This window comes from Hamadaea tsunoensis DSM 44101 (assembly GCF_000428945.1).
In the GTDB taxonomy this organism is placed as follows: domain Bacteria; phylum Actinomycetota; class Actinomycetes; order Mycobacteriales; family Micromonosporaceae; genus Hamadaea; species Hamadaea tsunoensis.
Genome location: NZ_AUAX01000015.1, coordinates 272,890 through 288,823, shown reverse-complemented (window position 1 = coordinate 288,823; position 15,934 = coordinate 272,890). Strand labels below are relative to the sequence as shown.

At 69.8% G+C, this 15,934-nt stretch carries 10 protein-coding genes and 1 pseudogene; 5 read left to right on the top strand and 6 right to left on the bottom strand.

Translation table 11 applies throughout. The features are described from left to right. Positions 1–467, top strand: a pseudogene (locus G401_RS47445) (AAA family ATPase); the annotation flags it as partial. Between the two features lie 436 nt (positions 468–903). Here the strand turns inward: G401_RS47445 and G401_RS47440 are convergent. The 5 genes from G401_RS47440 to G401_RS0121845 form a co-directional block, all read right to left on the bottom strand. Beyond that, positions 904–2,577 carry a M16 family metallopeptidase gene (locus tag G401_RS47440; protein ID WP_064741824.1) on the bottom strand — a complete coding sequence of 558 codons (1,674 nt, stop codon included), beginning with the start codon at positions 2,575–2,577 and terminating at the stop codon, positions 904–906. Next, positions 2,574–3,497 carry a hypothetical protein gene (locus G401_RS53115; RefSeq protein ID WP_157546090.1) on the bottom strand — a complete coding sequence of 308 codons (924 nt, stop codon included), beginning with the start codon at positions 3,495–3,497 and terminating at the stop codon, positions 2,574–2,576. Before G401_RS53115 ends, G401_RS47440 begins: the two co-directional genes overlap by 4 nt. Before the next feature lie 314 nt (positions 3,498–3,811). After that, positions 3,812–4,348, bottom strand: coding sequence for an RICIN domain-containing protein (locus G401_RS0121855; protein WP_027344182.1), 537 nt, complete (start codon positions 4,346–4,348; stop codon positions 3,812–3,814). A gap of 330 nt (positions 4,349–4,678) precedes the next feature. Next, the gene (locus G401_RS0121850) at positions 4,679–5,182 is read right to left on the bottom strand and encodes a hypothetical protein (RefSeq protein ID WP_157546087.1); all 504 of its coding nucleotides are present in this window, start codon (positions 5,180–5,182) and stop codon (positions 4,679–4,681) included. A 391-nt stretch (positions 5,183–5,573) separates the two neighbouring features. Further along, entirely contained in the window at positions 5,574–6,632 is a 1,059-nt protein-coding gene (locus tag G401_RS0121845) for a helix-turn-helix transcriptional regulator (RefSeq protein WP_051366966.1), read from the bottom strand. Between the two features lie 278 nt (positions 6,633–6,910). On the opposite strand from G401_RS0121845, the gene G401_RS0121840 reads away from it, so the two are divergent. From G401_RS0121840 to G401_RS0121830, 3 genes are all read left to right on the top strand, one after another. Beyond that, positions 6,911–9,832, top strand: coding sequence for a M4 family metallopeptidase (locus G401_RS0121840; protein ID WP_157546084.1), 2,922 nt, complete (start codon positions 6,911–6,913; stop codon positions 9,830–9,832). A 231-nt stretch (positions 9,833–10,063) separates the two neighbouring features. Further along, complete coding sequence (locus G401_RS0121835) at positions 10,064–10,786, top strand: SDR family NAD(P)-dependent oxidoreductase (protein ID WP_027344178.1); 723 nt, start codon at positions 10,064–10,066, stop codon at positions 10,784–10,786. Between the two features lie 358 nt (positions 10,787–11,144). Further along, the gene (locus G401_RS0121830; protein WP_027344177.1) at positions 11,145–12,542 is read left to right on the top strand and encodes an alpha,alpha-trehalose-phosphate synthase (UDP-forming); all 1,398 of its coding nucleotides are present in this window, start codon (positions 11,145–11,147) and stop codon (positions 12,540–12,542) included. A gap of 99 nt (positions 12,543–12,641) precedes the next feature. Here G401_RS0121830 and G401_RS0121825 read toward each other — a convergent pair whose 3' ends face one another. Continuing rightward, a complete protein-coding gene (locus tag G401_RS0121825; protein WP_027344176.1) occupies positions 12,642–15,152 on the bottom strand; it encodes a hypothetical protein in 2,511 nt (836 codons plus the stop codon). 264 nt (positions 15,153–15,416) lie between these two features. On the opposite strand from G401_RS0121825, the gene G401_RS0121820 reads away from it, so the two are divergent. Further along, complete coding sequence (locus tag G401_RS0121820) at positions 15,417–15,893, top strand: hypothetical protein (protein ID WP_027344175.1); 477 nt, start codon at positions 15,417–15,419, stop codon at positions 15,891–15,893. The last annotated feature ends 41 nt before the right edge of the window (positions 15,894–15,934 follow it).

Sequence of the window (15,934 nt, the reverse complement as noted above, 5' to 3'; positions counted from 1 at the left end):
CGCTGGGCTTCGCGGCCAGCAACGACCTGGACTCCAACTACGAGCGGATGAAGCAGAAGGTCAACGACGAGCTGAAGAACCACTTCCGCCCGGAGTTCCTGAACCGTATCGACGACACGATCGTCTTCCACCAGCTCGGTGAGGAAGACATCCTGCAGATCGTCGACATCATGCTCGCCCGGATCGAGTCGCAGCTGCGTAACAAGGACATGACGCTGACGCTGACCGACAACGCGAAGCGTTGGCTGGCGAAGAAGGGCTGGGACCCGGTCATGGGTGCCCGTCCGCTGCGCCGGACCATCCAGCGCGAGATCGAGGACGCGCTCTCCGAGCGGATCCTGTTCAACGAGCTCAAGCCCGGCCAGACCGTGGCCGTGGACTGCGAAGGCGACCCGACCGACATCGAGAACGCGAAGCTGGTCCTCTTCGATCCCCAGGTGCCGCACGGTCTGATCGCGGCGAGTTGAGCGCGACGGTGAGCTGACAACGGTGGGGTGCCCGGCGCAGGTGGCCGCGCACCCCGCCGCCAGTGAGGCTGGCCCCGTAGGCGGTTGATCTTTGCCCGTAAGCTCGTCGTTCATCGGGTCGTTGAATCTGTGGGGAGATCGGGCAGACGGTCAGCTGTCCAGGACGCCGGCGGCGGCCGCCGCTCGCGCGATGACGACCAGCGTCAGCACCAGAGGGAACTCCTTGTCCATGTGGCCCATGAGGATGACGACGAGGCGATCGCCGTGGACCCACGCCGGCGACGGATCCTCCCCGGCGAACAGAGCCAGATCGTATTCGCAGCTCGACTACGCGATCCGCGGTCAACATCACCTCGATATCGGCGACCATCCCGCCACCAGTGAGATTCGCAGCTTCAGGGTTCACGACGTAGGCCCTCCTCCATGTCAACGGGCCTCACCAGTGGGCGTACCGGTGGTGGCGCCAGACCAGTAGGCCGCCGAGGAACGCCAGCAGTCCGCCCAGGGCCACGAGGACGCGGAGGACGCCGGTGCCGCTGCCCGTCGAGCCGGCGCACAGGGCCACGAGTACGAAGGCCATGACGGTCAGCGTTGCCGCCGGGAACGCGACCCGCGAGTGCCAGAACCTGTGGAGCGCGACCTTCGCGGCCCGGATGCGGCGGTCGCGGCGGCGTGCCCGGTCCGGCCGGGGTATGTCGTTCGCGTCGCGTTCCCGGTCGACGATCACCGCCGGATTCACAGCCGCGTCGACCGAGGCCAGGGTCGCGGCGTCCACCGCGAACACCTCCGGCTCCAGGGGTACGCCCAGGCCGTCGGCGCCCAGCACCAGGCGGCCCCCGTCGGTGTGGCGTACCAGCAGTACGCAGTCGGTGTACCGGACGGTGGCGTACCGGCCCTCGTCCGCGAGGCCCACTCCGTCCTTTCCCACCACGAGGTACGCCCGGCCGCCGTCCCGCGCGGCGAAGCGGCGGCCGGGCGGAACAGCCCGCGAGGACATCGGTGCGCGCTCGCAGCCGTATCGCTCCGCCCGCACGCCGGGCAGCATGAGCAGGGCGTTCGCCCAGCACGCTCGCGCTACCTCGGCCACGTCGGCCAGGCTCACGGCCTTCAGGCCGGCGGCGATGTCTTCGCGCGTACGCGGCGGTAATCCGCACAAGATGTCCTGGGCCCATCGCCGCGTTGCGCCCGCCGCGAAGCTGGGCTCCGCCATCGCGGTCCGCGCGTCCTGGACGGCGCGGGCCAGCTCGGCCTCGTCGATCCAGTCTCCGCTTTGGAGCGTACGCACGAAGAGGTCCACCGCCTCCTCGACGTGCCCGGCGTCGGCGTCGGCGTGCGCGGTGATCTCCGCGCGGCCGGCCGAACCGACTCTGTAGCGCGCGGCGGTGGTGTAGGACAGCCCGGCCTCAGTACGCAGTGACCGCATCAGCGCGCGGTGGAGCAGGCGGGCGTAGAGGCTCGCCGGGGTTCCTCTGTCCACCATAGACGTCACGCCCAGCCAGCCGCCCGGTCCCGGGAAGTACGCCGGGGTCACCGGCAAGATCGCGGAGGCGGCCGGCATGGGCCGCCGTACGCCGGAGGGCAGCGGCAGCGTCAGCCCGGCCGGTAGCTCCCCGGTGATCGCCAGGACGGCGTTGTCGCGCGTGAAGTGGCTGGTAGCCCAGGCGTCGACCGCGTCGGCGGTGAGCGTTCCGACGCCGAACTCGGCGTAGCTGATCAAGCCGTAGTTCCGGGCGCCGTGGCGCCACCGGGCGCTGACCGTCTCCAGGTCCGCCTCCCGGGCCGCCTCCTCGGTACGCAGGACGCGCCGCTCGACGTCGAGCCGTCCGAGCCGCAGCGCCGACAGTGAGCGGCAGACGCCGGTGAGGAAGGTGGCCACCTCGTCGGGCGTACCGGTGGTCTCGAACTGGGTGACGGTCTGCCCCGTGCCGCCGTTCGAGCGGTGGTCGAACGGGCCGAGGCCGTGCAAGGCCAGGTGCTCCACCAGATGCGTCACGCCCCGCGTCGCGGCGGTCTCGTCCGCCTGGCCGACCCGGAAGTACAGCGTCGCTTGCACCGGGCCGGGCGCGGGCGTGACCACGACCGGTACGCCGTCCACCACGGTCTGTCTCATGCCCGGTACGCCGCCCGGCGCAGCAGCTTGAACTTGTGCTCGGGGTGGTCGAACAGCCACCAGGCGTCGAGGTCGAGCCGGTCTTCGAGGACGTCGAGGTGCGGCCGGGCGAGGCGGCCCTGCAGGGCCAGGCCGAAAGCGGCGGCGAACGCGCTGTGCGCCCAGACCCAGCCGGATGTCCGGGTGTCCGCGCTCAGCAGCCGTTCGGCGGCCTCCGTCAGTACGCCGACGGCGGCGTCGGTGCGCACGACGTTCACGTCGCCGGTGTGCCCGACGTGTTCGAGGTACGCCAACGCCACCAGGCCGGCCGCGGAGTGCCCGGCCGGTGCGGCGTACGCGGCCTCGGCGGCGAAGGCGTGCATCTCGTCGAGGCTGCCGCCCCACTTCGGGGCCAGCTGCTGCAGCAGTTCCCGGTGGGCCGACAGCAGATGCGGCCGCCGTGCGACGGCCAGCCCGTGGCGGCGGCGTGCCTCGGCGGTGCCGAAGCGCAGCGCGCGACAGGTGATCACGCGCAGGGTCCAGGCTGCCGCGTCGTCGGGGTGGTCGCCGGTGGCCGTCGCCAGTTCGGTCTCGGCGAGGTCGATCAGTTCGCGGAAGGTGTCGAGCCGATCCTGCGGCGTGTGCGCGGCGACGGCGCCGCCTCGGGCTTGCCAGGCGCGGACGATGAGCCGGGAACCGAGCAGCGTACGCCCGACGGCGTCGGCCGGGTCGGCGTCCAGGCACGCGTGGGCGACGGATTCCGCCGTGGACAGCTCGCCGGCCAGCAGTACGGCGGTGCCCGGATCGGCGTCGGCGTCAAGCTTCGCGTACGCGGTGCGGGCGGCATCGCCGTCGCCGGCGCGTACCGCGGTGAGCCAGGCCATGCACTCAGGGTGGAGCGCCTCGGTACGCGTGTCGGGCAGCTGTCGCAGTCGTCTCAAGATCGGAAGCACGCCGCATCCTACGGCCTGTGGGAGTCGCCGCGCCGCCCCTCGCCCATGAGACCCGGCGTTCGCGTCGGAAGGATGGGCGACAGCCCGGCTACAACGCCGGCAAGCCGATCAGCGCCACACCGGCACGACCATCCACGATGGACTCTTGGCTGTGGCGGCACGAAGACCTCCGGGATCGCTATGCGTGATGGCGGGTGGTCACGGCGCCGGCGTCACCGCTGGTGTGGGGAGAGGGCGAGGTCGTCGGGTGTGCCCGGGCGGAAGCCGGTGGGTCATTTCGTCGTCCGCCCGGACCGGCTCCGTCACGGAATCGTCTGCCACGTCTGGTCCGGGTGGCCGGTGTCCGGCCACTGGATCGCGGGCGCGCCGTTGTTGGTGTGCCCGGCGCTGGTACCGATGCCCTTGCCGGACTTCATGTTCACAAACGTGAAGATCTGCTGACCGCCGTTCGTGTAGCGGTTGTTCTTCCAGTACTGATCGGCCGAGCCCGTGCACGTGTAGCCCAGGATCCGGGCGCCGTCGGCCGTGGAGCCGCCGTTGACGGCGAGGCACTGGCCGAGGCCGTTGACGATCTGGTTGTATCCGGTGCCCGACGAAGTCCCGATGTGCCAGGTCTGGTCGAGATTCGTCGTGCAGTCCCAGATGCCGGCCAGGCCGCCGGAGTCGATCCCCAGGCAGCGGCCGGAGTTGGGATTCTTGATGCCGAAGTTGGTGGCGGTTGTCGGCCACGTGACGAAGTCGGCCAGGGCCGGGGTGGCTACGACGACCACGGCTGCGGACCCGAGAAGCAGGCCCGCGACGAGCGTGGCGGTTCGGCGTCTTGCCGAGGAGATGGACATGCGTCCTCCATGGGTGGGGATTTGGTGGCTAATCGGAAGCTCCGAAGTGTTCGTAGCCATAGGGGTTCCTCCCGTGTCGGGCACAGGAGACCATGTCGACTGCACGGCAGATCTGCGGTGATCGAATCGTTACCGTCAGATTGCTGGATCACGCAACTGTGTCGTCTTGCTGGATTCCGCGAACTTCGCTCCGACTGACTGTCGGCTCCACCGGCGTCACTGTCCACAGTGCACGAACCACCGCGTACGCCCGGAGCGACATCACCGCCGTCGAATACGTCGACCTCGGAATCGACGTCGTTGACCAGGCGGCAGAGCGGATTCGGCGAATCAGCCCGCCAGACGAGCCTGGCCGGTGAACGACCAGAGTTGCGAGTCGCCGTACGACCCGTTGTTCACGACGACGGCGCTGACATCGCCGGCGGTGAAGGAGAACTGCACCCGGCCGGAGGCGATGTCGAGCGAACCGGAGAAGTCGGTTCGGGAGTCGCTGCCGCTCGTCACGAAGGAGTCGCTTGCCCGGAACGTGAGGACACTCGCCGACCGGCGATAGGTGCCTCGCAGATCGTACCCGCCGCTCGGTGACGGCATCTGGAAACGGAAGCTGCCATCGCTCCCGAACGACCAGGTGGCCCCGCCGATACCGTTCGCGGCATCCTGCCGCCAGCGCGCCGTTCCGGCGCTTTGGCTGATCGACACGACCTTCGCGGTTCGGAGGATGCCGGGTACGGCGAGGCCTCCGGTGCCGGATCCTCCGTCATCCTCGCTACCGCATGCGCCGAGTACCGTTGTTGCCATCAAGCCGACAAGGAGCCATATCTGACGGCGCCGCATGAGATCCCCTTCGCGTTCCAACGGTCTGGCAGCTTGACCACCAGGGAACGACAGTCCGGTCACTTGGCGCGTCAGCCAGGTGCACTCTCCTCGAAGTCTTCGGCCTGATCGACTGCGCCGACCTGGCTGAATTCTCCGCCATAGGTCGGGGGTACTCCGAAGGGCATTGACTCTCGACCCATGCCGGCGCAGCGCTTCCCAATCCGCTGCCCGACGGAAGAGTGCCGAGGTCAGGCAGTACAGGCGGTGGGTATGAAGGACACCCGAGCTTGCGACCCTACGGTGCACCTGCCGCCAGAAGGCCCTCTCATTTTCAAGATCTACAACTCGTGGCTCCTGTTGCCGGCGCAAGCTGAACCGCTGCCTGCCCATTCACAACGCGGCCGCGTGTCTACGGCACGTACCGTTGCCGGCCAAGCAACCCTTTGTCTGCAGCGAGCAGAGCGATCTGGAACCGGGTGCGCGCGCCGAGTGCGTCTGCGAGGTCGCTGATGTGCTTTTGGACAGTTCTGCGGCTCACGCCCAGGGCCCGGGCGATCGCGTCGTCGATCAGTCCGGCGGCCATGAGGTCGAGGATGTCTCGGGTCCGTGCGTCGGTGAGGGCCCGGCCCGGGTCCGCCATGAGGTCGTCGGAGGCGGCGTCCGGCTCTTTGGGCGTCGTGCGCGGCTGCGCGATCGCGAGCTCGACGGGCACGGCCCGCGCCCACAAGCTCTCGAAGAGCTCGGCGAGCGCCAGCACGAGGGCAGGAGCGTGCACGATGAGCGAGGCCGCCTCGGGGTCGTCCGGGTCTGCGGGGACCAGCGCGGTCTTCCGGTCGAAGAGCGCGAGCTTGAAGGGCACCCCGTCGAGCAGCCGGAACCGCCCGTCGTGCGTGCGCCGTCCTTGGAACGCCGTGTGCAGCGACACCGGGTCGGTGAAGCCGGCGCTGTCGTACACGCTACGCAGCGACAGGCTCGGCTGCAGCACGCTCGTGTCGGCCGCGCTGCCCGCGGGACGCTCGGGCGAGCCGACGTACGGGGGCTTGGCCAGGTGGAGCACCTCGAGAGTGCTGGCTTCGAGGAGTTGCGCGTAGACCGCGCCAACCTGCTCGGGCGTGCTCAGTAGTTCGACCTGGCCGTCGGCGTGACCCTGCCGGGAGGCCGACCAGGTCTCCTGCAGTTCGCGTGCGTACTGCTCCCATGAGGCAAGCTCCGCGCGACGGCGGTCGAGCAGTGTCCCGAGGCCGGTCCTCATGGGCATCGCGGCCCACCCGTCCGTGCCGGTACGCACGGCCAGCTGGTCGCGTTCGAGGTCGCTGAGCGCGGTGCGCAACCTGGACTCCGGCAGGTCGAGCTCGTCTGCCAGTGCGTGTACGTCCGCGTACCGGCGTTCCGCGAGCACACGCAGCACCTGGATCGCGACCGGATCGACACCGGGTGGCGGCGCCTCGTCGGGTGTATTGGACAACACGAGGTGCCTCCCGTGGAGCAAGCAGCGGGGGTCCCGCCAGACGCCATCGGCTACCAGGGTTCGTGAAGCCTATCGCAGTGCGAATGTGCGCAGCTTCCCACTGTCGAATCGCGGGATGTCTGGTAGCGCCTGCTCTCCCTGCCGAGACTGTCCCCATGCTCCGGAAGCCACGACGCGCGGAGCATCCAGTCGATGACAAACCCCGACGCGCGTCGGGCGATGGAAGGGCCCCCATGTCACCACTCCGACCCACCCCACCTGACGGCGGAGCGCGACCCGTGCCTCGGCGGACGACCCCCTGGGGACATCGTTCCGGCGCGTTCGCGATCGCGACCGTGCTGGCCGTCGCGGGATTCGCCCCCGCCGCGCGGGCCTCCGGCGCGCCGGAGGCCGCGGCGTCCGAGGCTGCCGTGCCGGTCGCATCGGCCGCCACGACGCCGACGCAGACCCCGTCGCTCGTGGACGGCCTGGCTGTACCGGTGGACGCCTCGATCCCGGCCGATCAGGCCGCACATTCCTACCTCGCCGCGCACCGTGACCAGTACGCGATTGCGGACCCGACGCGCGACCTTGCCACGAACTCGGTGAACGTGGCCCCGGACGGGACGACAACCGTGCGGCTCGACCAGCGCTACCACGGCGTGCCGGTGTTCGGGGCGCAGTATGTCGTCCGGCTCGCGAAGCACGGCGCGTCTCGCACTGTCGCGGGCACCTCCGGTTCCTACTTCAGCGAACTCACCGTCGACACGACCCCGCGCGGTCTGCCGGCGGCGACCGCGGTACAGCGCGCCGTGACCGCTGTCCAGCGTTCGCTCGCCGGCCCGGCTCCGCGCGTGATCGCCGACGCTCCCGGCCACCGTGCCGCGACGCTGACCGGCGTCGATCACGGGCTCGTTGTCCTGCCGACCGGATCCGGGGTGCTCACTCGGCACGTCACGGTACACGGGTCCGACCCGGCCACCGGTGCGCCGGTGATGCAGGAGGTGTACCTCGACGTACGGACCGGGTCGCCCCTGCTCGCGTACAGCGGCATCGAGACCTTCGCCGCGCCCGGCGAACGGGCGTCCAGCGCGCAGGCGACCGTGGCCACGCCGGGAGCAGGCAGCTCGCGGACGGCCGGATCGCCCACGGCGACGTCGGTCCAGGGCGACGTGCTCGGTTCCGGTACGACCCTGCACGGCGCGACGGTGCCGTTGCATCTGACACAGACCGCGGACGGCGGCTACGCGTTCGAGGACCACGCGAGCCAGGCCGCCCAGGGCGGTGGCGTCATCTCCACCTGGGACGCCGGCGGGCTCTACTCGGAGAACGTCTCCGGCGTCTGGCCGGACGGCCTCACCGAGTTCGCGTCACCCACCACCAAGGCGGGCGGCACGCTCACCGACGTCGGCGCGGTCGACGCCCACTGGGACGCCGCCCAGGTCTACAACTGGTACGCGGCCCAGTTGGGGCGCACCAGCCTCGACGGCAAGGGGATGGCGATCCGATCGATCGTCGGGGTGACGTACTACGGCAGCCCGTTCGTCAATGCCTTCTGGGACAGCGTGAACGAGAAGATGGTCTACGGCACGGGCGATGCCGAGTACATGCCGCTGGCGGCCGACCTCGACGTCGTAGGGCACGAGATGACCCACGGCGTGGTCCAGCACACGGCCGACCTCGTCTACCTCGGACAGTCCGGAGCGCTCAACGAGGCGGTGGCCGACTACTTCGGCAACGCGATCGACGTCACCGTCTCCCACACCCAGATGGCCGACCCGAACGCGGGTCTCATCGGCGGCGACCTGTGCCGCACGCGGGCCCCCAAGGACTGCGCGTTCCGCGACCTCAACGACGGTCGCACGACGGCAAGCTTCCTGTCGATGCCCGCGGAGTACGCGTATGACGCGGGCGGCGTGCACCTCAACTCGACGATCTTCTCGGGCGCCCTGTGGGACATTCGCGAGAAGCTCGGCGGCACTCTCGCTGACCACATCGTCTACCACGCGCTGTCCGACTTCTGGACGCCGCTGACCGACTTCTCCGGCGCGGCCGACAGCGTCGTCGCCGCGGCGAAGGACCTCGGCGTGAACGGATCCCGGCTCAAAGCAGTCAAGGATGCGTTCGCGGCACACGGGATCACCGACCGCTGGGAGAAGACCGTGCTCGGCAGCGACGCCACGGTGCTGCTCGGCAACGTGCCCTCGACGCAGATCAACTATGGCTACGGCATCACCCCGAGCGCCGCCGGTGGCTGGTGGGCCGCCACGCGGTCGAACGCCGACGGCTCCGCCCCGCTGTCCGTGTGGGTCGGCCGTACCGACGGCAAGGGTACGCCCCGCCAGGTTTCCCCGGCTGACGGCCGCATCGCGGCCAGCCCCTGGACGGACGGGACGAAGGTGGTCTGGCTCCAGATCACTCCGGACTCGTGGGCCGACGACGGCACCTACCTGCCCGGGCAGACTCAGATCATGTCGGCCCGGGTCGCGGGCGGCCCTTCCCAGGTGCTGTGGACGACGAGTCAGCAGGTATCGGGACTCAGCGCGGACGGCGACGTGGTCGCCTGGTCGGAGCCGGGACCGAACTACTTGCCGGTCGTGTACTACCTGCGCGGCAACGCCACGACCCCGCAGACGATCGCTGCACCCCTCGGCACCGGGATGGTCATGGCGCCCGTCGTCAAGAATGGCCACATCGCCTACATCGACGAACAGTGGACGGCGGAGAGCTGGTCGCTCGGCGTCGACATGTTCGATCTGGCGACCGGGCAGACCAGCTACGGCTGGCAGGCGCCGGAAGCCGAGTGGGAAGGCGTACCGACCATCACCGCGACCGGCGCCTACTGGGTGGTGGACGCGAACTGGGCGGTCGAGGAGAACACGATCGGGCACCTCGGCTTCGACGGGGCCACGGGTTCCCTGATCCCCGAGGGCACGGGTCACGGCGTACGGGCGGAAATGGTGACGGCATCGGACACCACGCTGACGATCATGGAGGACCCTACGTCGGCTGACTATTACGGCGGGATCTCCGACAAGATGCTCCCCAAGCTCCAGCAGTTCACGCTGGCGGGCGTACGGCTCGGCCGGGTTTCGTGCGCCCCGGGTGCCGAACTCCTGCCCGCCGCGGTCACGGGTCGTACCGTCGTCTGGATCGACTCGCGCACCTCGCTCAACGACCTCGTGGTCGGGAGCGGGTCCCGCAAGGCCAACTGCTCCTGAGCCATGAGCCGAAGAGGCCGGTCCGGTGGTGCAAGCCTCCGGGCCGGCCTCTGTGGGCAGCATGCGTCGCGCTCTGACTACGCGGTTTCCCAGCCGTTCAGCCCTTCAGCATCGGCGACAGGCAAGGCGATGAGCCGCGGGTGCATCCATCTGGTCGGGGTGGTCTTCGTCTGTGTGGCGAGTGGTCTGTGTGCTGCGGGATGCGGTCGGCTCCGGCCTTACGATCACGGGGTGCTGGGTAACAGTGGCCGGGTCGCTCTGGTGACCGGCGCGAATCGAGGCATCGGGTTCGAGGTCGCCGGGCAGCTGGGCCGGCTGGGATACGTGCCCATCCTCGCCGCGCGGGATCGCAGCCTGGGTGAGGCGGCCGTGGGGCGACTGGCCCGGGCCGGGATCGCGGCCGAATGTGTCGAGCTGAACGTCACTGATCAGGCGTCCGTACGCGCAGCAGCCGAGGAGGTCGACCGCCGGCATGGGCGGCTGCACGCACTGGTCAACAATGCGGCGATCGCGGTGGACGATGCCAGGCCCAGCCGGCTGGCCGTGGACGCGTTCCGGCGTACGTTCGAGACCAACGTGATCGGGGTGTTCACCGTCACGACCATGATGCTTCCCTTGCTGCGGGCGGCGGGCGGCAGCCGGATCGTCAATGTTTCGTCGGGGTCGGCGTCGTTGGCGCTGACCAGTTCCGATTGGCCGGATGAGTGGAACGCCGCGGCCTATCCGGCGTCGAAGACCGCCGTCAACGCGCTGACCGTTCAGTTCGCGACAGAGCTGCGACCGACGGGCATCAAGGTGAACGCCGTCGATCCCGGTTATACGCTGACGGACATGTCACCCGGGGCCACGCGGACCGCCGCCGAGGCCGCCGCGATCGTAGTGCGGTACGCGACACTGGGCGACGACGGCCCCACAGGCGGCTTCTTCAACGCCGACGGCCCGGTGCCCTGGTAGTGCACCGCTACTGCGGACAGGTGCCGCCCGGAAGGCCGGCGACAGGGTGTGCCAGGTGTGGCTGGGTATCTCCCGCTTCGCCGACGTAGCCACGTTCGTCACCGCAACCCTGACATCAGGCCCGGACGACCGGCGAGGTGGAGCCGTCACCCGCTACGACATCGCCATGATGCACGGCCCATGAACCGATGACACCGGCTGCGACGGACTCCACTATGGAAACTGGCACGAACCACGCAAGTGCGTTCCGTAACCGCCGCGTAACTTCGAGTTGGTACAAGTTCGCGTGAGCCGATCAATGCCGCACACCGGCACGAACCGTTTTCATGTCTGCGAAAGCCCGGAAAGGGGGCCCCCGATGAGGGACGCCTCGCTAGTCGTGGTCGCCAGCCGTCTGCCCATCAACGACGCCGCCGCCTCCGAGGGGGTCTTCGAATGGCGCCGCAGCCCCGGCGGCTTGAACGAAGCCCTGCATCCCGTGCTGATCAACAAGCCGGCCACCTGGCTCGGCTGGGCCGGCAAACCCGGACCCACTCCGCCGCTGCCCGACGTCGACGGCGTGCGCCTCGTCCCGGTGGAGCTCAGCGACGAGGACGTCCGCGACCACTACGAGGGGTTCGCCAACTCGACCTTGTGGCCGCTCTACCACGACGCCGTCGAACCTGCCGTGCACCACCGCCGCTGGTGGGAGGCCTACCAGCGGGTCAACCAGCGCTACGCGGACCACACCGCGCGCGTCGCCGCCCACGGCGCCGTCGTCTGGGTGCAGGACTACCACCTGCAACTCGTGCCCGCGATGCTGCGTGCCCAGCGGCCCGACCTGCGCATCGGCTTCTTCCTGCACGTGCCGTTCCCGCCGCCGGAACTGTTCATGCAGCTGCCGCGCCGCGCCGAGCTGCTGCGCGGCATGCTCGGCGCCGACCTGGTCGGATTCCAGCGCATCCAGGCCGTGCACAACTTCCACCAGCTGGCCGCCAAGGTGCTCGGCGCGGACATCGACGAGCGCGGCGTACGCGTCGACGGGCGTATCACGGCCAGCGGGGCGTTCCCGGTGTCGATCGACACCGCCGAGATGGAGGCGCTGGCCAGCCGCGACGAGGTGGTGCAGAAGGCCGCCCAGCTGCGCGCCGACCTCGGCGACCCGCGGCGGGTCATCCTCAGCGTCGACCGGCTCGACTACACCAAAGGCATCGAGCACCGGCTGAAGGCATACCGGGAACTGCTGGCCGACGGCCGGCTCAAGGCCCCCGACACGGTGCTGGTGCAGGTCGCCGTCCCGAGCCGGGAACGCGTCGAGCAGTACCGGCTGCTGCGCGACCGGGTCGAACGCGAGGTGGGACGGATCAACGGCGACTTCGGCCGGCTCGGCGTCGCCGCCGTGCACTACCTGAGCCGGATCTTCGACCGCACCGAACTGGCCGCGCTCTACCGCGCCGCCGACGTCATGGCGGTCACCCCGCTGCGCGACGGAATGAACCTGGTCGCCAAGGAGTACGTCGCCGCCCGCGTCGACGGCTGCGGCGCGCTGCTGCTCAGCGAGTTCGCCGGAGCCGCCGCGGAGCTGACGCAGGCCTACCTGGTCAATCCGTACGACGTCGAGGGGCTCAAGGACACCATCCTCGAGGTCCTGAAGGCCGATCCCGCCGAACCGAGCCCGCAACTGGCAGCCATGCGCGCTCACATACGCGAGCACGACATCCAGGCCTGGGCGCGCTCGTACCTGACCGCGCTGGATGCGGCCTGCGCCGGAAGATGACCTCGTCCCGGGACGGGGCGTCGGCCGACGGACTCGCCTGTCAGGACGATGCGCCCGCACCGCCGTGGACTCCGGTGGCGCGGGCGGGTGCTGAGACGGTCAGCCGGCCTTCAAGACCAGCCCCGAGATCCGGTGCGTGTCGGTATCGCCGCCGGCGCCGCCGGTGAATCCGATGAGGACACTGCCGGGCAGGATGACCGTCGCGTCGAGGATCGGCGCCCCATCCATCGTCACCAGCACGTGGCCCCCCTTTACCCGTACCACGAAGCGATGCGTCGCGGCGCGGAGGTTCGCGATCGCCGTCGCCGTCGCCGCGTAGCTGATGGCGTCGCCCGCGCCCGCGCCCGCGGTCGCGACTCCGACGAAATTGCCGGCGGGGTCGGAACCGTTCTGGTGGGTGTCGAAGGTGATCGCGACGCCGGTGAGACCCCCGTAGCCGAGGCCGCCGCCTGCCGCGCCGACCCGCGCGGTGGAGGCCGGGTCAAGCAGGACCACCGTCATGCCGTCGCCCCCGGTCCCGCCGCCCAGGTACGCGTCGAAGCCCGCGACCAGGCCCTCGGACGGCTTGGCGGTGCCGTAGACGATCGAACCGGCGGCGAACTGCTGGCCGGCCGCGGTGAGCGTGGCCGAGGTCGCGTCCTTGACGGCGGTTCCGTAGAGCGACCAGCCCGGGTCGGCGAAGCCCGGCACCGGCGTACCGGACGTGACGAGGACGTTGCCGACCTGGTGCGTGTCGGCGCTGCCGCCGGTGCCCGCGGTGAACGCGACGATCACCTGGCCGGTCAGCGCGACCGCGCTGGTGAGCCTGACCACGCCGTCGATCCGGACGGTCATCGCGCCGTTCGCCACGTCCACTTCGTAGTGATGCGTCGACCGCAACGCCGGAACCGACGTGGTGGAGGCGAGGTAGGTGAAGGTGGAGCCGGTCGCGCCGGTGGCGATGCCGACCAGGTTTCCGGCGGAGTTCGTGGCATTGTCGAAGGTGTCGAGGGTGACCGCGACGCCGGTGAGGCCGCTGTAACCGAGGCCGGCGCCGATGCCGCCCACGCGGCCGGTCGACGCGGGATCGAGCAACGCCAAGGTCATGCCGTCGCCGCCGGTGCCGCCGCCGATCGTCGCGTCGAACGCCGCGCCGAGGCCGTTCGACGCGACGGGATCGGCGTAGTAGACCGAGCCCGCGGAGAACGTCTGGGCCGCCGCCGTCAACGTCGCGGTCGTGGCAGTCGTCGTGGCGGTGCCCTGCTTGTGCCACTTCGCGTCGGAGAAGCCGGGCAACGTCACCGGTCCGCTCCCGCCGCCCGTGCCGGTTCCGCTCACCACGAACGTCGTGATCGACATCGCGGGCAGGGTGGTGGTAGCGGTGCCGGAGCTGATGGCGATCGTGCCGGTCTTGACGGCAGGATGAACGGCGGCGATGTCGCCCGCGCTCTGCCAGACGTCGGCACTGCCGGTCGTCACCCCGGTCAGGGCCAACTGCGCGGTCGTCGCCCCACCGGTGTTGACCACCACGATGTTGTCCTCGTCGCGGGAGGCGTACGCGAAAACGGCGGCGTCACTGGTGGACGAGCGGACGACCTGACTGCCGAAGTGCCGGGGCCCGCCGGGTTGCCCGGTGAACATCGACATCCCGATGTAGCTCGCCTTCGGAGTGCCGTTCGGCCCGATCAGGCCCATCGCGTTGTTCTTGTCGGAGTAGATCAGCCCCCGGGCCCCGGACGAGATGATCGTGCCGAGCGCGTTGGCCACCCAGACGCTCGCGAAGTGCGTGTTGTTCTGCGACTCGTCGCCCCAGTTCATGTTGAACTCGCCGACCTGGATGCCCACCGACGGATCGTTGATCCACGTCCGGAGCTGCGCGATCTGGGCGGCGTACTGGGTGGACTGCGCGATCGTCGCGTTGACGCCCGCGCCCGACCCGTACGCGTGATAGTCGATGAAACTCGCGCGCTGCGTACCGGTGGCGTTGGTGACGATGCCCGTGACGATGTCGTGCAGCCGGCCGTCGTCGAAGTACGCGGGCGCGGGACCGCCGATCTCCAGCCCCGGTGTGACCGCCCGCATCGCCGCCGCGATCTGCTTGAACCTGGTGACGTAGTCGGCGGCGGAGACGTCGGACTTGCTGTTGGGATCGAACTCGTTGCCAAGGATGTACCGGCGAACGGTGTGCCCGGTGGAGTTGAGGTAGTTCAGCACGGCCAGCGCGTCGGCCTGGTCGAGGTTGACGATCACGATCGGCTCGGCGCCGATCTGCTCGATGGTGTCCAGCCAGGCGTCACCGGAGATGCTGGTGTCGCCGTCGGCCGCGCCGGTGACGATGTTCCCGTTCGCGTCGGGCTTCAAATGGACGCGGATGGCCCCGGGCGCGAGATCGGTCAGCGCCGCGATGTCGGCGGGATGGGTCGCGGTCGGGCCGCCGTCGACGCCGAAGGTCGAGAAGGTGACTCCGAAATTCTTGGCCGGGGACGCCGCGATCGGGCTGGTGAAATCCACGGTGATCGTCGTGGTCGCGGCCGCCCGCGCGGGTGCGGCGAGCCAGCCCGCTCCCAGGAGTCCTGCCGCCGACAGCACGGCGCCCGCGGCGGCGAGGGTGGTGCGTGTACGCAATGCCATGAGGCGTCATGATCGCATCATCGTCCACTGCGGACAATGCCCATGATCACGCCGGCGGTTACGTTCTCGTGAACTTCATCCGGGCCCTGAGCAGGTCCAGCAGTTCCGGCCGGTCGGCGTCCTCCGGCGTACGCAGCGTGACGTGCCGGTGCGGTTTCCCAGACCCCGCCAGGAGCCCGGCCGCTGGCGTCGGACCTTTTGCCGTTCCACACCACGCTCCGGACGACGGTACCGGCGTTCCCCTGGATCGGTTAGGTTGCAGGCATGACGCTTGCCGCCGCGGATGCCGAGTTCTACAGCACCTTCAGTAAGATCGACGACAGCTTCTTCCTCGTGTTGCTACTGCTCGGTTTCGTCGCAGTCCTGCTGCGGGTCCGCCGCAACGGCATACTGGCGACGGCGTCGGCCGTCCTCGGCCTTGCCTTCTTGGGGCTGCCGATGCTGTATTGGACGCTGCAGGCGTTCGACGCCGTCGACTCGACCAACGAGTACCTCTGGGCTGCCGCCCAGGCCATCTTCGACCTCGGATTCGTCTTCCTGCTCCTGGCTCTCGTCCTGCCCCGCGTCGGCGGACTGGGCTCTCCGAAAACACCCGCAGCCGCGCATGGCGTGCCTGCCTGGCAACCGCAGGGCCCGGCGATCCCGGCGCCGGGACAGCCGCCCGTCTACGGCGCGTACGCACCCCCGCCGGCCCAGCCGACTTCACCGCCGCCCGGTTGGCAGACTCCGCCTCAGCATTGACCGTGATCGCCTCGCAGCGCGCCGGCATCGAACGCGTCATC